12 protein-coding genes and 1 pseudogene are annotated in these 16,894 nt (G+C 70.5%); 3 read left to right on the top strand and 10 right to left on the bottom strand.

Annotated features, from left to right (window positions below; genetic code table 11):
* Positions 1-110: 110 nt before the first annotated feature.
* From ACFXOA_RS27790 to ACFXOA_RS27765, 6 genes and pseudogenes are all read right to left on the bottom strand, one after another.
* Positions 111-735 (bottom strand): annotated as a pseudogene (locus tag ACFXOA_RS27790) (hypothetical protein).
* A 58-nt stretch (positions 736-793) separates the two neighbouring features.
* Positions 794-1,504 (bottom strand): ribonuclease HII, encoded by a 711-nt coding sequence (locus tag ACFXOA_RS27785; RefSeq protein WP_385034133.1) that lies wholly within the window; start codon positions 1,502-1,504, stop codon positions 794-796.
* A 534-nt stretch (positions 1,505-2,038) separates the two neighbouring features.
* A complete protein-coding gene (locus ACFXOA_RS27780) occupies positions 2,039-3,814 on the bottom strand; it encodes a DUF4153 domain-containing protein (protein WP_385034130.1) in 1,776 nt (591 codons plus the stop codon).
* Between the two features lie 222 nt (positions 3,815-4,036).
* A complete protein-coding gene (locus ACFXOA_RS27775; protein WP_385034141.1) occupies positions 4,037-4,948 on the bottom strand; it encodes an ADP-ribosylglycohydrolase family protein in 912 nt (303 codons plus the stop codon).
* Between the two features lie 18 nt (positions 4,949-4,966).
* Positions 4,967-5,620 (bottom strand): histidine phosphatase family protein, encoded by a 654-nt coding sequence (locus ACFXOA_RS27770; RefSeq protein ID WP_385034127.1) that lies wholly within the window; start codon positions 5,618-5,620, stop codon positions 4,967-4,969.
* Between the two features lie 249 nt (positions 5,621-5,869).
* The gene (locus ACFXOA_RS27765) at positions 5,870-6,475 is read right to left on the bottom strand and encodes a DUF4937 domain-containing protein (RefSeq protein ID WP_385034124.1); all 606 of its coding nucleotides are present in this window, start codon (positions 6,473-6,475) and stop codon (positions 5,870-5,872) included.
* Between the two features lie 201 nt (positions 6,476-6,676).
* On the opposite strand from ACFXOA_RS27765, the gene ACFXOA_RS27760 reads away from it, so the two are divergent.
* The gene (locus tag ACFXOA_RS27760; RefSeq protein WP_385034121.1) at positions 6,677-7,207 is read left to right on the top strand and encodes a TerD family protein; all 531 of its coding nucleotides are present in this window, start codon (positions 6,677-6,679) and stop codon (positions 7,205-7,207) included.
* A 42-nt stretch (positions 7,208-7,249) separates the two neighbouring features.
* Positions 7,250-7,825: a dihydrofolate reductase family protein gene (locus tag ACFXOA_RS27755; protein ID WP_385034118.1), complete on the top strand. Its 576-nt coding sequence runs from the start codon at positions 7,250-7,252 to the stop codon at positions 7,823-7,825.
* A gap of 159 nt (positions 7,826-7,984) precedes the next feature.
* On the opposite strand, the gene ACFXOA_RS27750 is transcribed toward ACFXOA_RS27755, so the two are convergent.
* Positions 7,985-10,885 (bottom strand): vitamin B12-dependent ribonucleotide reductase, encoded by a 2,901-nt coding sequence (locus ACFXOA_RS27750; protein WP_385034115.1) that lies wholly within the window; start codon positions 10,883-10,885, stop codon positions 7,985-7,987.
* A 156-nt stretch (positions 10,886-11,041) separates the two neighbouring features.
* Positions 11,042-11,557: a transcriptional regulator NrdR gene (gene nrdR / locus ACFXOA_RS27745; protein WP_385034112.1), complete on the bottom strand. Its 516-nt coding sequence runs from the start codon at positions 11,555-11,557 to the stop codon at positions 11,042-11,044.
* A gap of 581 nt (positions 11,558-12,138) precedes the next feature.
* Between nrdR and lexA the strand changes: the two genes are divergently transcribed.
* Entirely contained in the window at positions 12,139-12,936 is a 798-nt protein-coding gene (lexA, locus tag ACFXOA_RS27740) for a transcriptional repressor LexA (RefSeq protein ID WP_385034109.1), read from the top strand.
* Positions 12,937-13,014: 78 nt separating this feature from the next.
* Here lexA and ACFXOA_RS27735 read toward each other — a convergent pair whose 3' ends face one another.
* Positions 13,015-14,982: an ATP-dependent DNA helicase gene (locus ACFXOA_RS27735; protein WP_385034106.1), complete on the bottom strand. Its 1,968-nt coding sequence runs from the start codon at positions 14,980-14,982 to the stop codon at positions 13,015-13,017.
* A 50-nt stretch (positions 14,983-15,032) separates the two neighbouring features.
* A complete protein-coding gene (locus tag ACFXOA_RS27730; RefSeq protein WP_385034103.1) occupies positions 15,033-16,880 on the bottom strand; it encodes an IucA/IucC family protein in 1,848 nt (615 codons plus the stop codon).
* Between the last annotated feature and the right edge of the window lie 14 nt (positions 16,881-16,894).

The raw sequence follows: 16,894 nt of genomic DNA, 5'->3' as shown, positions 1-16,894 counted from the left end.
CGCCCTGGGGGGGCGGGCCCCGCCCCGGGCCGCGACGCCCCCCCCCGGGGTTCGTCGGGGGGGGGGGCGCGTTTCTCTCCCCCCCCCCCGCCCCCCACGCCCCTGTCGGCTCAGACCCCGGCGCCGAGCGCGGAGTTGATCTTCTGGGGGTCTCCGCACGCGATCATCAGCGCACCGGCGCGTTCCCGCGCCTCGGACAGCGCGCGGGCGGCCGTGGCGTCGATGTCGCCGTTGACCGCGACGACGACCACGGCACGCGGAGCGCAGCGGTCCGCGTCCGTCGTGCGGGCGAAGAAGACGTCGTCCCCGGCGTCGTGCTGGGCCCAGTAGGCGGCCTCGCCGAAGGACAGCTCGTGAGACGCCCACGGGTGCTGCTCACCGGTGGTGAGCACCAGGATGTCGCCGGGCGCCCGACCGGAGTCGAGCAGCAGGTCGACGGCTTCGTCCGCCGCGTCGACCGCGCCGCCGGCCGGGGCGGGGATGAGCTGGAACTGTGCTGCGGAACCGCTCTCGGTCAGCTTCCGTCCGGTCGCGGCCGGAGCTGCGGGGCGTGGACGCTGAGCCGGGGGTGCGGGCCGAGCAGGGCCGCGGCCGGGGCTTCCGGGACGCGGGGTGGACGCGGAACGCGGTCCGGGTACGGGACGAGGGGTCGGCGCGGTGCGGCCGGCGGCCGGTGTAACGCGGGGACCCTGGGCGCTCTCGGGAATCTGAGGCTCCTCGGGGGATGAGAGGCATGAATGGTTGTCTGTCACTGCCGACGCACACACGTCGGCGCATGGGTACGCCTGCGCGATCAGAAGTCGAAGCCGAGCTGGCCCCCGCTTTCCAGTGCCGCCGCCTCGTGGGAGAAACGGACCTTCTTCAGGTGCTGCCACCGGGGCAGCGCGTCGAGGTAGGCCCAGCTGAGGCGGTGGTGAGGCGTAGGCCCCAGCTCCTCAAGCGCGGCCCGGTGCACCGGTGAGGGGTAGCCGGCGTTCGCACCGAAGGCGAAGTCCGCGTACTGCCCCGTCTCCGCGCCGAGTTCGGCCATCATCGTGTCCCGCCGGACCTTGGCTATCACCGAAGCCGCGGCAACGGCGATGCATGACTGGTCGCCCTTGATCACCGTACGGACGTTCCAGGGCGCCCCGAGGTAGTCGTGCTTGCCGTCGAGGATCACGGCGTCCGGCCGCACGGGCAGGAGCTCGAGAGCCCTGACCGCCGCGAGGCGGAGTGCCGCCGTCATGCCGAGCTCGTCGATCTCCTCGGGTGACGCGTGCCCCAGCCCGTAGGCCGTGACCCACTTCTCCAGCGTCGCGGCGAGTTCCGTCCGGCGCCTCGGGCTGATCAGCTTGGAGTCGGTGAGGCCCTCGGGGGGCCTGCGGAGTCCGGTGACCGCGGCGCAGACGGTGACGGGGCCGGCCCACGCTCCGCGTCCGACCTCGTCGACACCGGCGACGGTCCTGGCACCGGAGGTGGCGCGCAGTGAGCGCTCGACGGTGTGCGTGGGTGGTTCGTACGGCATGGCGCCTGCCAGGGTACGCCGATGGAACCGGCAGGAACACCCCGGGGCGGCGTGCGGCGCTCCGGCACCCCCGGAACCACGACCGGAATCACACATTCCGCAGCTTCGCCGAGGTGCGGCGGCTTCGTCCCGCCCCAGGGCGAGGGTGTCGACCGAGGCGGCCACCGTCGAGCGAACCCGGCCACTCCTTCACTGGTGCACACAAGAGGATCGAACACATCCCAGCCAAAGCCCGCCCGGAATAGGAGAGAAGCAGCCTGCGCGGCACCAAGGATCACCGTAGCGAAGACTGAAACACGGCACCGGCCGCAGGAACGATCTTGACGGTTCGCAGCGCTCACACCGCCCGGGGACCAGGCGCCCGCTCACGCCCACCGGCCTCACCCGGATCCGTACGCTCCCCTCGAACATCTCCGGTGCAAGCGAGTGTTCGAGCTCATGAGCAGGGTTCACCGCATCGATCGCGCCGTCGTCCGGGACTGCTCGCCGGGACCTCGCGCCCCGGGCACGGGCACGGCTCCCGGCGACGCCCGCTCAGTACGGGTCGTAGGTGCTCTCGCCCTCCACGCCGTCCCGGTCGTCGACCTCCGGGCCGATCCGGTAGCAGTCGGTGCCCTGGTTCCGGGCCGGGCGCTCCTCGAGGATGTCCCGCGCCCTGGCCTCGCCCCAACTGGTCGCGTACCAGGGGGTCTCGTGGACGGCGAGTTCCCTCTGGAAGTTCTCCAGCGTGCAGGACCTCAACGGTTCCGGCAGTTCGTCCAGCGCCGGCACGGCGTCCGCGGAGAGCCCCTTGAGGTAGTCGATGTCGATCGTCCCGTGGCTGCCGTAGCGCTGCACGTTCTGCTCGGCGATCAGCCCGTCCGGCGAGATCAGGCCGAAGGCGAGCACCCCGGCGGCCGCACTCACCGCGATGGCGCGGGGCAGCATCCTGGCTCCGAGGATCCCGGCGGCGAGGATCAGGACGAGCACCACACCCAGCCAGAGCTCCACCGCGGCCACCGAGATCCTCAGCCGGGTGAGCCCGAAGGCGTCGACGTAGAGGTCCATCCGGCGGAGCGCGGAGGCGACCACGACCAGTGTGAGCAGGCACAGGGTGCCCAGGACTCCCCTGACGAGGTTGCGGTCACCCGGCGCGCCTCTCGGCGCCCAGCGCAGTGCGAGCGCGATCACCAGCAGGGTGAGGACGGTCGCCCAGAGGAGCTGCCAGAAGCCCTGGCGCGCGTACTCGGCCGGCAGCATTCCCGTCTCCTCCAGCACCTTGTCGTACCCGCCGAGCAGGACGGCCAACTGGAGCGCGATGAAGGCGGCGAAGAGCAGGTTGAGAACGATCAGCGGTACGGCCCACTCGGCCCGGCTCCTGGACGTTCCCGGGCGCACGGTGATGCGGTCCCAGCGCACCGGCGCGGCCGCGCTGTAGGCGGCTGAGAGCGCTCCTGCCGCTCCGAGCAGGAAGAGGAAGACGCGCCAGGGGGCCTCACCGACCGACAGGTCAGGGGTCAGGTCACCGAGCAGGTCCGCGAAGGCGGCGTCCGCCGAGGCGAACAGTCCGCCGAAGACGAGGAGGAGAACGACGGCCACGACCGTGGTGCGCACCGCGGTCCGCAGGCGGCCCCGGGACCCGCCGGTACGCTCACGCACCCCCTGCCAGCCCCAGCGCACGCCGCCCGCGGCGGAGGTGAACAGCCCGAACGAGCCGAGCAGGACTCCGGGCCAGCTGCGGCTGCCGTGCAGGGCGAGCGACCCCAGGGCGATCGCCGAGACCAGGGCGAGGAAGACCGGCCACCCGGCGTCCCGGAGCGCCGGAACCACCAGCAGCGCCAGACCGCCCATCGCCCACACCGCGGTCCACGGCCGCAGGACCCGCCCCGCGGAACGTGCGGCGAAAGAGGCGGCAAGAGCGGCGGGCACCGCCACGATCAGCGCGTTGACCCCCAGCCCGTCACCGAGCAGCAGGGCACTCAGGAGGGCGGTGGCGAGGACCGCCCAGAGCGTTCCCGGCAACACGCCGGGCGGGGAGGGATTCCTCAGACGGGCCGACAGACCGGGCTGCCTCTCCTGAGGCTTCCGCTGCCAGACGTCCCCCTGCTGGGGACGGCGCGCGTAGGCAGGCACCTCGGGCACCTCGGGTCCTGCATCCTGCGGCGGCACGGGCGGGGTCGAGGCCCGGTCGCGCCCTGCGGTCGTCGCCTCCCCCACGGCACGGGCTCCGGGAGCCGGACCGTCCTTCGTCGCGCGCGCTCCGAGGGCGGCCGCGGCCTCACGCTCGGGCTCATCCGGCGTGCCGGACGCGTCGGACTGCTGATCGGACATGAGGCCCCTCCCCCACCGGGACCGTCCGCCCGCGGTCCTGCGGCGGCGCGGCGGTTCCGGCATCTCCAGACACACCCACCAAGATCGATGGGGTCGCAGGCCGAAAGCGTAGAGGCTGAGCGATCCGTACGACCGTTCGGAGTCACGCTGTGGCAGTACCGTGACAAGCGGGCGGCCGGCGACGCCGAGGAGTGTCCGCCTCGGCCGGTGGCGCGCCCCGGGTCAGCGGCGCGCCGGTGCGGACGGAACCCAGTCGGGCAGGGCCTCCGTCCGGGCCAGCCACTCGTCCGGAGGTGCGCCGCCCGGACCGGCGGCGAGGATCCCGCCGACGATGGCGCAGGTGGTGTCGACGTCACCGCCCGCCTGTGCCGTCACCCAGAAGGCCCGCTCGAAGTCCCCGAGGCCTCGTGCGGCGGACCAGAGGGCGAAGGGCACCGTGTCGTGGGCACTCGTGCGACGGCCGTTGCCGAGCACCGCCGCGACCGTCCCCGCGTCCTGGTAGTCGAGCATGTCGCGTGCTCTGCGCAGACCGGCGCCGACCGCGCTGCGGGGGGTCAGGGCCACCACGCCGTCGAGCAGGTCCTCGGCGGACGGCGGCCCACCGGGCGCGGCGACGAGGGCGGCCGCGGCCGCCACGGCCATCGACCCGACCACGGCCTCACGATGCTGATGGGTGGTGTACGACGAGATCTCCGCCTGGTGGGTGGCCTGCTCCGGATCGTGCGCGTACCAGGCGCCCAGGGGTGCGATCCGCATCGCCGAACCGTTCCCCCAGGAGCCCTGCCCCTTGAAGAGCGCGGATGCCAGCTCACGCCAGTCGCCGCCTTCCCTCACCAGCCTGAGCAGGCGGTTCACGGCAGGGCCGTACCCCCGGTCGAAGTCGTGGTGGGCCGCGAAGGAGTGCGCCAGCGCGTCCTGGTCGATCCGGTCATGAGCGGCGAGCACGGCGAGCACGGAGCAGGCCATCTCGGTGTCGTCGGTCCACTGCCAGTCACCCGCCGGCAGGTCCTGGGTCCTGAGCAGGGGGTAGTTGGCCGGGACGAAGAACTGGGATCCGAGGGCGTCCCCCACGGACAGTCCACGCAGGCTGGCCAGAGCGCGTTCGAAGCGGCCGGAAGCAGAGTCAGCGGTCATGGTCATCGCCCTGCCACTCTAGCCGCCGTAGGGCTCCGGGGTACGCCAGCGCTCGAAGGGGCGGTCCAGCGTGTACCGGCCGTCGCCGCCCAGGAGAAGCGTCCTGGACTCTCCGTTGCCCGGGTTGGACAGTGACTCGAACTCCGCGACCGACCAGTGGAACCAGCGCATGCAGAAGAGCCGCATGGTCAGCCCGTGGGTGACCAGCAGGACGTTGGGGGGATGGTCGGGGTCCTCGAAGCTGCGGTGGAGACTCTCCAGGAACGCGTCGACGCGGTCGTACACGTCGGCACCGGACTCACCCTGGGCGAAGCGGTAGAAGAAGTGGCCGTAGGCGTCCCGGTAGGCCTTCTGCAGCCGTACGTCGTCCCGGTCCTGCCAGTTGCCCCAGTCCTGCTCGCGGAGCCGGGGCTCCTCCCGGACCCGTACGTTTCCGGGCTCGAGACCGAACGCCCTGAACGTCTCGTGGGTGCGGCGGTAGGGCGAGACGTAGACGCTGACGCGGTCGTCACCGAAGGTCTCACGCAGGCGCTCACCTGTCGCCCGCGCCTGGCCGAGGCCCTTGTCCGTGAGCCTGAGCGCGTGGTCGGGCTCCCGTTCGTACACCGTGTCGTCGGCGTTCCCCTCGGATTCACCGTGCCGGACGAGGACGATTCGCTGCGGTCGTGCCATGTGACGACCCTAGTCGTGCCATGTGACGGCCCTTGTGGGCGCTCCGTCCGGTCCGGCACCCGTACGGCCCGCACCAGGCATCGTGCGTCCGAGCGAGCTGCGGACGGACGCGGCGCGCCCGACCGAGGAGGCCGGGGCCGGACAGGGCGCGTGCGGCCGGGGAGTGCAGGGCGAACAGGGCGTGTGCGGCCGAGGGAGTGCAGGGCGAACAGGGCGTGTGCGGCCGAGAATGGGCTGCGCGCGGGCCCGTCAGACCGTCCAGGAGGGTTCGAGACCGACCACGTCACCGGTGAGCGTCCGCACGTCCGCCTCGGTCTCCGCCCGGGCCGAGAGCCTGGCGATGCTTTCCGGCCGGTACTTGCCGCGCTCGGCACTCGACTGCCACATCGACAGCACCAGGAACTCGTTCCCCGGTGCCTCTCCGAAGAGTCCGCGCAGCATGCCCGGCGATCCCGCCATGGCGGGGTTCCACACCTTCTGCTGCATGAGGGCGAAGTGCTCGGCGCGCTCCTCGTGGACCCGGCTGTGCGCCACCCTGACCACGTCCGCGTCGGTGAATTCCGGCTCGAATCCGGTCTTCACGTCGAAGCGGTACTCGAAGAGCTGCGCGCTCAGGTCCTTGTACATGCCCGGCTGCGGCGCCGTGGGCCGGTCGTGCGCGCGGGCCATGAAGGAGTCGTAGAACACCCGGTTCTCCCAGAAGGCGAACACATGGGCGACTTCGGGTGTGCTCCGGCTCCACCCGCCTCCCTGCCCCCGGAATCCCGGCTCGTCGAGCAGCCCCGCCCACCTACGCTGCCCCCGCTCGAAACCGTGGCGGTCCACCACGGTGCAGCGACTCCACTTGACCAGCACTGCGCCATCGTACGGCTCGCGGCGTGGCGCGGGTCACGCTCCGGGCGTACAGGTGGACTTCGCCCACTGTTCCGCGCGGGCGTGCCGGGCGGTGGCCCGAATGAGACGCCTGTTCCCGACGCGGTTGGATCCACGGTCGGTTACCGACATCATCTGGGGGTGGAAGAGGTCTGTCGGCCCATCAGCGAGGAGTCACGTCCGATGAGCGCTCCCAACAAGGACATCGAAAAGGTCGAGGTACGGGTCAAGTGGGACCCCAGCGCTGTCGGCGAGCCCGCCAACGACCTCGACATCATCGCGGCGGCCTACGGGACGGAGGCGCCCTACGGCAGCCCGGTCTACCTCGTCCACTTCGACAGCAGGTCACCGGACGGGACGATCACCCTGAACCGCGACAGCCGGACGGGACAGGGCTTCGGATTCGACGAGGTCATGACGCTCGAACTCGACCGGCTGTCGGAGGTCTACGCCAGGGTCGTGGTCGGTGTCGCCATCCAGCAGCGCGACGGCCGCAAGACCTTCGGCCAGATAGCGCACACGGCCGTGCAGATCCGCGAGGGCTACACGAATCTTGCGGAGGACGACTTCTCCGCCGTGTCCGGCGCCACCGCCGCGGTCGTCGCGGAATTCGTGCGGGACGCCTCCGGGTCCTGGGGCTTCGAGGGAGCCGTACGGGGGTTCGACGGCGCCCCGGGCTCGTTCGCCGAGGCGATGGGGAGCCGTGACGGCTGACATCCAGCGGGGCGCGCGCCCCCGAACTCCTCGTGAGGACGCATGAGAAAGATCATCCTGATGATTTCCACGTCCCTCGACGGCTTCTTCGAGGACGAGGACCGGGGTATCGACTGGCACCGTGTCGACGAGGAGCTGCACCAGCACTTCAACGACCGCACCAGGGCGGTGAGCGCCTTCCTGGAGGGGCGGATCACCTACGAGCTGATGGCCGAATTCTGGCCGACGGCCGACCAGGACCCCTCGTGCTCCCCGGTGATGGCCGAATTCGCCCGGCTCTGGAGGGACATGCCGAAGTTCGTGTTCTCCAGGACCATGGAGAAGGCGGACTGGAACACCACGGTCATGCACGACGTCGTCGCCGAGGAGATCCGTGCTCTGCAGGAGCAGCCGGGAGGGGACATGGTGGTCGGCGGACCGGACCTCGCCGCGTCATTCCTGCGTCTGGGGCTGATCGACGAGTTCCACCTGTACGTCCACCCGGTCGTCCTCGGCCGCGGCAGGCCGCTGTTCCCGCCGTCGGACCTGACCCCGATGGCGCTCCGGCACACGGGCACCCGGTCCTTCGGCAATGGTGTCGTCCTGCTCCGGTACGAACGCGCGGACGCCACGGGCTGACCGCGCGACCGCTCCGTCAACGGGGCCGTCGCCGTACGGAGGTGATCGGGGGTACGTCCCCGCTGCCCGTGTACGGCGGGAGGGGCACCGGCTGTCGCCGGTGCCCCTCCCTTGTCACTGCTGTCACCGCCCGCCCGGGCTACGCCCGCGCGAGGGTGCTCAGCTGCAGCCGCTGGTCGAGCCGCAGCCCTCGCAGATGTAGCAGGAGCCGGCGCGCTGCATCTTCGTGCCGCAGGAGAAGCACAGCGGTGCGTCCGCGCTGATGCCGAGCTGCATCTCGACCAGTTCGGCCGAGGTGTGCGCGGTCTTGGGGGCCGGCTTCTCCGCCGTCTCCTCGGGCGACGCGACGGCCTTCAGGGGCTCCACCCGGACGGGCGCGGACTGGGCCAGGCCGTCGAGGTCCTCGTCGCCGAAGGCGGGCTCGTACGACCCGGTGTCGAGGTGGCGCTGACGCTCCTCGGCCGAGTGGATGCCGAGCGCCGAGCGCGTCTCGAACGGCAGGAAGTCGAGCGCCAGGCGGCGGAAGATGTAGTCGACGATCGACTGCGCCATCCGCACGTCCGGGTCGTCCGTCATACCGGCCGGCTCGAAGCGCATGTTGGTGAACTTGGAGACGTAGGTCTCCAGCGGCACGCCGTACTGCAGACCGACGGAGACCGCGATCGAGAAGGCGTCCATCATGCCCGCGAGGGTGGAACCCTGCTTGGACATCTTCAGGAAGACCTCGCCGAGACCGTCGTCCGGGTAGGAGTTCGCGGTCATGTAGCCCTCGGCGCCGCCGACCGTGAAGGAGGTGGTGATGCCGGGACGGCCCTTGGGCAGGCGCTTGCGGACCGGGCGGTACTCGACGACCTTCTCGACGGCCTCGCGGATCGTCGCCTCGGTCTTCGCGGTGACCTCGGTCTTCTCCTGCTCCTTCTTCTTCGCGGAGAGGGGCTGGCCGACCTTGCAGTTGTCGCGGTAGATGGCGAGCGCCTTGACGCCCATCTTCCACGCCTCGAAGTAGACCTCCTCGACGTCCTCGACCGTCGCCGTCTCCGGCAGGTTGACGGTCTTGGAGAGGGCACCGGAGATCCACGGCTGGATGGCGGCCATCATGCGGACGTGGCCCATCGCGGAGATGGAGCGCTCGCCCATGGCGCAGTCGAAGACCTCGTAGTGCTCGAGCTTGAGGCCGGGGGCGTCGACGACGTTCCCGTTCTCGGCGATGTGGGCGACGATCGCCTCGATCTGCTCGGGCTGGTAGCCGAGGCGGCGCAGCGCCTGCGGCACGGTGCCGTTGACGATCTGCATCGAACCGCCGCCGACGAGCTTCTTGAACTTGACCAGCGCCAGGTCGGGCTCGAGGCCGGTGGTGTCGCAGGACATCGCGAGACCGATCGTGCCGGTCGGAGCGATGACCGAGGCCTGGGCGTTGCGGAAGCCGTTCTTCTCGCCGAGGCGGATCACGTCCTGCCAGGCCTCCGTGGCGGCGGCCCAGACCGGCGAGTCGAGGTCGTCCACGCGCACGGCCACGGTGTTCGCGTCCGCGTGCTGCTTCATGACGCGCTGGTGGGGCTCGGCGTTGCGGGCGTAGCCGTCGTACGGGCCGACGACCGCGGCGAGCTCGGCGGAACGGCGGTAGGACGTACCGGTCATCAGGGAGGTGATGGCACCGGCGAGGGCGCGGCCGCCGTCGCTGTCGTACGCGTGGCCCGTCGCCATCAGCAGGGCGCCGAGGTTGGCGTAGCCGATGCCGAGCTGGCGGAAGGCGCGGGTGTTGTCACCGATCTTCTGCGTCGGGAAGTCGGCGAAGCAGATGGAGATGTCCATCGCGGTGATGACCAGCTCGACGACCTTGGCGAAGCGCTCGGACTCGAAGGACTGGCGGCCCTCGCCGTCGTCCTTGAGGAACTTCATCAGGTTCAGGGAGGCGAGGTTGCACGAGGTGTTGTCCAGGTGCATGTACTCACTGCAGGGGTTCGAACCGTTGATCCGGCCGGACTCCGGGCAGGTGTGCCACTTGTTGATGGTGTCGTCGTACTGGATGCCGGGGTCGGCGCAGGCCCAGGCTGCCTCGGCCATCTTGCGGAAGAGGGACTTGGCCTCGACCTCCTCGATGACCTCGCCGCTCATGCGGGCACGCAGCCCGAACTTCCCGCCGGTCTCGACGGCCTTCATGAACTCGTCGTTCACGCGGACCGAGTTGTTGGCGTTCTGGTACTGGACGGACGTGATGTCGTCGCCGCCCAGGTCCATGTCGAAGCCCGCGTCCCGCAGGGCGCGGATCTTCTCCTCCTCCTTCACCTTCGTCTCGATGAAGTTCTCGATGTCGGGGTGGTCGACGTCGAGGATGACCATCTTGGCCGCGCGGCGGGTGGCGCCACCGGACTTGATCGTCCCGGCGGAGGCGTCGGCGCCCCGCATGAAGGAGACCGGGCCGGAGGCGTTGCCACCGGAGGAGAGCAGCTCCTTGGAGGAGCGGATACGGGAGAGGTTCAGGCCGGCGCCGGAGCCGCCCTTGAAGATCATGCCCTCTTCCTTGTACCACTCGAGGATCGACTCCATGGAGTCGTCGACGGCCAGGATGAAGCAGGCGGAGACCTGCTGCGGCTGGGGCGTACCGACGTTGAACCACACCGGGGAGTTGAAGCTGAAGATCTGGTGCAGGAGGGCGTAGGCCAGCTCGTGCTCGAAGATCTCGGCGTCGGCGGGGGCGGCGAAGTAGTTGTGGTCCTCGCCGGCCTTCCGGTACGTCTTCACGATCCGGTCGATCAGCTGCCGCAGGCCGGTCTCACGCTGCGGCGTGCCGACGGCGCCACGGAAGTACTTGCTGGTGACGATGTTGACCGCGTTCACCGACCAGAAGTCGGGGAACTCGACGCCACGCTGCTCGAAGTTGATCGAGCCGTCGCGCCAGTTGGTCATGACGACGTCACGGCGCTCCCACGCGACCTCGTCGTACGGATGCACGCCGGGAGTCGTGTGGACGCGCTCGATGCGCAGGCCCTGCTTGGTCGCAGTCGACTTGGCTCCCTTGGTGCGGGAACCTCGTGCCGGGCCGCTCGCCGTCTCTGTCATGCCGCCTCCCATATGTGGGCAAAAACGCCCTGAAGTGCCCAGTTCTTCCCAGGGCACAGTGTGTGTCCGACGCTCCGGACGCCGCGCACAGCGTCTCGGAACAGGTATTGGTGCCGCGCGCCGCCCGCCCGGCCGCCCCGAAGGGCGGACGGGTGATCAATCAGCGGCCACCGCGGCGGGGGCGGGGACCCCTGGGGTCTCGCCGCTCCCGCTCCGTTCTGCACGAGGCCGTTCTTCGCGGAGTTCCGCGATGGCTGCCTCGAAGTCCTCGAGCGAGTTGAACGCCCGGTACACCGACGCGAAGCGCAGGTATGCGACCAGGTCGAGCTCCCGCAGCGGGCCGAGTATGGCCAGGCCCACGTCGTGCGTGGTCAGCTCGGCACTGCCGGTGGCCCGTACGGCCTCCTCGACCCGCTGGCCGAGCTTCGCCAGGGCGTCCTCGGTGACGGGACGCCCCTGGCACGCCTTACGGACCCCCGAGATGACCTTGGTGCGGCTGAAGGGCTCGGTCACGCCGCTGCGCTTGACCACCATCAGCGAGCAGGTCTCCACCGTCGTGAAGCGACGGGAGCAGTCCGGGCACTGCCGGCGCCGGCGGATCGACGTCCCGTCGTCCGTCGTGCGGCTGTCCACGACCCGGCTGTCGGGGTGCCTGCAGAAGGGGCAGTGCATGTCTCCGATCCCTCCTTCCACAGCACGACTGAATAGCCCTCGCAGGTCCGTCAAGGACCCCCGAAGACAGCCACAAGCATAGGCGATGAACTCGCTCCCGAAGGACCAGGGACCACTACTTGTGGGTGGCCATAACAGCACGACCACTACATCTAGGGTTTCGCACCATCTCGCGCCCCCGCGCGTGTCGGGCTTCCCGGCAGACCGTGGGGCAGCCTACGACCCCGGAAGAGGGTACGGGAAGCGGTTGGGCGCGGCGCCCCGGGCCCTCCGCGGCACCGGGACCCACGGCCCTCGGGGGATCCGCCCGCGGGGGCCGTTCGGACGTCACCGTCACAGGCGGGCCGGGAGCGCCGGACCGGCGGTCCGCACCTGCGGCCCGCACCGGCGGGAGAGCCGGGAAGCGCCTGCGTGAGCACTCCCCGTCCGGCGGACGAACCCTCTCGCCGCGTAAGCTCATACACCCCTCGACATGCCTACAACAGCCCCTTTTCTGTTTTTCACTCGAACGTGTGTTTGGCGCAACCTTTCGAAAGCTACTACCGTTGCCTAACCAGGGAGACCATTCGAGAGGGGCCGACGTGACGACCACCGCAGACAGTGCCACCATCACCGCCCAGGACCACCGCTCCCAGGGCCGACTTGAGCCGGTACACGCCATGAATGACACAGTCATGAACGCGGAGGGGCCCGAGCCCACCCGACCAGCACGCTCCTTGCCCGGTCGGCCTCCCGGCATCCGGGCGGACAGTTCCGGGCTCACGGACCGGCAGCGGCGGGTGATCGAGGTGATCCGGGATTCCGTGCAGCGGCGGGGGTACCCCCCGTCCATGCGCGAGATCGGCCAGGCGGTCGGGCTGTCCAGCACGTCATCGGTCGCCCATCAGCTGATGGCCCTGGAGCGCAAGGGGTTCCTGCGCCGCGACCCGCACCGTCCCCGCGCGTACGAGGTGAGGGGCTCGGACCAGCCCAGCACCCAGCCGACCGACACCACAGGCAAGCCCGCGGCCTCCTACGTCCCGCTGGTCGGCCGGATCGCGGCAGGTGGGCCGATCCTCGCCGAGGAGTCCGTCGAAGACGTCTTCCCTCTCCCCCGCCAGCTCGTCGGTGACGGCGAGCTCTTCGTGCTCAAGGTCGTCGGCGACTCGATGATCGAGGCAGCGATCATGGACGGCGACTGGGTCACCGTCCGCCGCCAGCCCGTCGCGGAGAACGGCGACATCGTGGCCGCCATGCTGGACGGCGAGGCCACGGTCAAGCGGTTCAAGCGCGAGGACGGCCACGTGTGGCTGCTCCCTCACAACTCCGCCTACCAGCCGATCCCCGGCGACGAGGCGACCATCCTGGGCAAGGTCGTGGCGGTGCTGCGGCGGGTGTGAGCCCCTGCAGGTTCGGACTGGGCCCCGGGATCTCTGCGCCGATCCCGGGGTCCTGGCATGCCCGCCCGGTCCGGGCGCTCATCTGGCGGCTCTGGCCGCCTCGTCGATGGCCGCGAGGGAGCGCCGCACCTGGTTCCGGTCGGTGGTGTACCAGAAGTCGGGCAGGGAGGCGCGGAGGTAGCTGCCGTAACGCGCATTGGCAAGACGAGGGTCCAGGACGGCGACCACCCCCTTGTCGCCCGTGGCCCGCACCAGGCGGCCCGCGCCCTGGGCCATCAGCAGTGCGGCGTGGGTCGCCGCAACCGCCATGAAACCGTTGCCCCCGGCTTCCTCCACCGCCTTCTGGCGCGCGCTCATCAGCGGGTCGTCAGGCCGGGGGAAGGGGATGCGGTCCATGACCACGAGCTGGCAGCTCGGCCCCGGGACGTCCACGCCCTGCCACAGCGAAAGAGTCCCGAAGAGGCACGTCTCGGGATCTGCCGCGAAGTTCTTGATCAGCTCCCCGAGGGTCTCCTCGCCCTGCAGCAGGACCGGCCTGTCCTGCCGGCCACGCATCTCCTCGGCGGCAGCCTGCGCGGCACGCATCGACGAGAACAGGCCCAGGGTGCGCCCGCCCGCCGCGTCCACCAGTTCGGCCAGCTCGTCGAGCATGTCGGAGCGTGAGCCGTCCCGGCCGGGCGTCGCCAGATGCCGGGCCACGTAGAGGATGCCCTGCTTCGGGTAGTCGAACGGTGAGCCGACGTCCAGGCCCTTCCACTGCGGGAAGTCGTCACCCGCCGTGCCCTCGGGTGCGAGGCCCAGTGAGGCCCCGACGCCGTTGAAGTCGCCGCCGAGCTTGAGCGTGGCCGAGGTCAGCACCACCGAACGGTCGGTGAACAGTTTCTCGCGCAGGAGACCTGAGACCGAAAGGGGCGCGACACGGACGGAGGCACCGAAGCGGTCGTGCCGCTCGTACCAGACGACGTCGTACTCGGAACCCTGGGTGATGCGCTCCGCGACGTCGTGGATGGACTCCACCGAGGCCATGGCCTGCTTACGCACCGCGTCCTCGTCCTGCACGGACTTGTCCCGGGTGCCTCCGAGGGCGGAGATCACCGTGCGCGCCGCGTCGCGCAGGGCCATCAGCGCGTACCCGAGGTCCTCGGGCACCTCCTCGAGGCGCCCCGGCAGCGCCAGCTCCATGACCCTCTCGAAGCCCTCCGACGCGGTGAGCAGGGCATCGGCGGCCTTCTCGTTGACCAGCTTGGCCGCTCGGCGCACCGCACGGTTCACCTGGCCGGGTGTGAGCTCCCCGGTGGCGACCCCGGTGACCCGGGAGACCAGTTCGTGGGCCTCGTCCACGATCAGGACCTCGTGCTTGGGGAGCACGGGGGCGCCCTCGATGGCGTCGATCGCGAGCAGGGCGTGGTTGGTGACGACGACGTCGGCGAGCTTGGCACGCTCCCGGGCCGCCTCCGCGAAGCACTCGGCGCCGTAGGCGCACTTGGTGGCTCCGAGGCATTCACGCGAGGAGACGGAGATCTGCGACCAGGCCCGGTCCGAGACACCCGGTGTCAGAGCGTCCCGGTCGCCGGTCTCCGTCTCGTCCGACCAGTCACGCAGGCGCAGCAGGTCCTGGCCCAGCTTGCTCGACGGCGCGGCCGCCTCGAACTGGTCGAAGAGACCCTCCTCCTCGTCCTGCGGCGCCCCCTCGTGGAGCCGGTGGAGACAGAGGTAGTTCGACCGGCCCTTGAGCATCGCGAACTGGGGCCGCCGGCGCAGCAGCGGCTGGAGCGCCTCCACCGTCCGCGGAAGATCGCGCTCCACCAGCTGGCGCTGGAGGGCGAGCGTGGCCGTGGCGACCACCACTCGCTCACCGTGCGCCAGAGCGGGCACCAGGTAGCCGAGGGACTTGCCGGTCCCCGTTCCGGCCTGGACGAGCAGATGGGCGTTGTCGTCGACGGCCTCGGCGACGGCCTCGGCCATGGAGACCTGGCCGGGCCGTTCCGTACCGCCGACCGCGGCGACGGCGGCGTGGAGGAGCTCGGGGAGAGATGGCTTCGTCATAGCGCGTCCACCCTACGGCGCCCCACCGACAACGACGATCGGTCCCGGACTCATGCGGAGGGATGCAGCGGGTTGGGCACCGCACCGTGGATCGCGGCGTGCGGACGCCGCGGCCGGTCACGGTAGCCGTCCAGATGCAGACGGTTGCGGTTGAGGCAGAGCCTCTCGATCGTCGGAGTCAGCATGTCGAAGATCTCGAACCGCTCCTTGAGCTCGGGGAAACGGGCGTGGTACCGCAGGATCTCCGCTCGGACGAGTGACCAGAATGCGCGCTCCGGCACACCGAGCTGTTCCTCGCAGATCGGGGACAGGTACCGGAACACGCCCACGAAGAGCCCGGAATGGATGAACTGGGTGAGGAAGGACGGGTCCTCCGTGAGCAGTACGTCCTTGACGTCCTGCGGCATCGTCCCGTGCTCGGGCAGAGGCCGCGAGCTGACGTTGACGTCGTCGACGAAGTCCTTGATCGCCAGGCGCACGGGGACGTCGTTCTCGTCGTAGACGACGATGGCGTTCTCTCCGTGTGGGGAGAACACGGTCCCGTAGCGGTAGAGGAAGTGCAGCAGCGGTGGCAGCAGCGAGGCGAAGAGCCGGGTCAGCCAGGCCGTCGGGCTCAGTCCCGAACGGGCGACCAGTTCGGCGGTGAAGGCCCGGCCGTCGGGGTCGGTGTGCAGCAACGAGGCGAGGGTACGCGCGCGTTCCCCCGGAGCGAGACTCGGCTGGAGGGGCTCCCGCCAGATCGCCCCGAGGATCTCCTTGAACTGGTACGGCACCTCAGGGAGATGGTCGTACAGGGGGTGCTCGACGGCGACGGAGGCCACTTCGCCGAGGAGGATCACGCCGCAGGTGTCCCTCAGGAAGGGGTCGCCGTCCCGGATCCCCTGGACCCAGGCCGTGACGGCCGGGGCGGCAAGGGTGCGTTCGGTGGGCAGGCCCCGCCAGACGAGGGTGTTGAGGATCGAGAGCGGCAGCTTCACCGTGTGCCGCTCGGGGCGCTCCACGTTGGTGAAGGTACGGATGGACTGCTGAGGCAGCCGGAGGTCGCCGTCGGTGTGCAGGGGCACGATGTCGCCGGCAGCGAGCGCCGGCGCGAACAGCGGGACGATCCATTCGTCCCACTGCCAGGGGTGCACCGGCAGGAGGAGGTAGTCGGCGGGGTCGTGTCCGCGGTCACGCAGGGCGGCGGCGAAGGACTCCCTGACGTCCGCGCTCAGTTCGTGCGCGTACAGGTCCTCCGGGGTGGCGACCCGGCCCACCCCTCGGAAGCCGGCTATCCGGGTGCTGACGGCGATCCAGGGCAGCGTGGCGGCGGACCTGGACTCCGGGGTGAAGCGGCTGGAGTCGGTGGCCGAGAATCCGAGCCGGCCCTTGTTGGCGACGAGCCAGGGATGGCCCGTCTGGTGTCCTTCGAGCTCGGCGTAGGGAAGATCCGCCAGCTGTGCGGCGGCGAGTGCCGTGCGGTCGAGGCGTGCGTCGGCTGCGAGCGTGGCCGTGAGCTCGCGGATGAGATGCCCGAGGGTGGCCCCGTCGAGTCCGAGCAGCCGGCTGCCCCTGGCAAGGAAGCGCAGCGGGTCACGGAACGGGGTGCCGTCGCTCTCGCCGTTCCCCTCGCCGGGGGTGAGCTCGTGGATCGACCCGGGGTCGACGCGCCAGCTTCCGTAGACTCCACGCCGGGCCCGGAAGGCGAGGGTCGCCCCGTCGTCGAGCCGCAGGGAGTAGGCCCCGGCGCGGTCCCCCGCACGCGGTTCGGGTTCGAGGACCTCCTCGTAGGCGAACTCGCCGATCATCTTCGCGAGGAGCCTCGCCGCCGCACGGTCCCAGACGGTGCGGTCGAGTTCAGGGGTGGCGAGCGGATCGTGGCCCTCCGCAGGACGACGGCTCGCGGGACATGTCGGCACGTGGACTCCTCCGG

It is taken from the genome of Streptomyces sp. NPDC059166 (genome assembly GCF_042755185.1).
Classification (GTDB): Bacteria; Actinomycetota; Actinomycetes; order Streptomycetales; family Streptomycetaceae; genus Streptomyces.
The sequence above is the reverse complement of the archived record's forward strand: the minus strand, read 5'-3'. Positions and strand labels throughout refer to the sequence as shown.

Excerpts from the sequence above, each read along its gene's own strand:
- ACFXOA_RS27750 (WP_385034115.1), bottom strand. The coding sequence starts at position 10,885 with ATGACAGAGACGGCGAGCGGCCCGGCACGAGGTTCCCGCACCAAGGGA.
- ACFXOA_RS27770 (WP_385034127.1), bottom strand. The coding sequence starts at position 5,620 with ATGGCACGACCGCAGCGAATCGTCCTCGTCCGGCACGGTGAATCCGAG.
- ACFXOA_RS27735 (WP_385034106.1), bottom strand. The coding sequence starts at position 14,982 with ATGACGAAGCCATCTCTCCCCGAGCTCCTCCACGCCGCCGTCGCCGCG.
- ACFXOA_RS27785 (WP_385034133.1), bottom strand. The coding sequence starts at position 1,504 with ATGCCGTACGAACCACCCACGCACACCGTCGAGCGCTCACTGCGCGCC.
- nrdR (WP_385034112.1), bottom strand. The coding sequence starts at position 11,557 with ATGCACTGCCCCTTCTGCAGGCACCCCGACAGCCGGGTCGTGGACAGC.
- ACFXOA_RS27775 (WP_385034141.1), bottom strand. The coding sequence starts at position 4,948 with ATGACCGCTGACTCTGCTTCCGGCCGCTTCGAACGCGCTCTGGCCAGC.
- ACFXOA_RS27760 (WP_385034121.1), top strand. The coding sequence starts at position 6,677 with ATGAGCGCTCCCAACAAGGACATCGAAAAGGTCGAGGTACGGGTCAAG.
- ACFXOA_RS27780 (WP_385034130.1), bottom strand. The coding sequence starts at position 3,814 with ATGTCCGATCAGCAGTCCGACGCGTCCGGCACGCCGGATGAGCCCGAG.
- ACFXOA_RS27755 (WP_385034118.1), top strand. The coding sequence starts at position 7,250 with ATGAGAAAGATCATCCTGATGATTTCCACGTCCCTCGACGGCTTCTTC.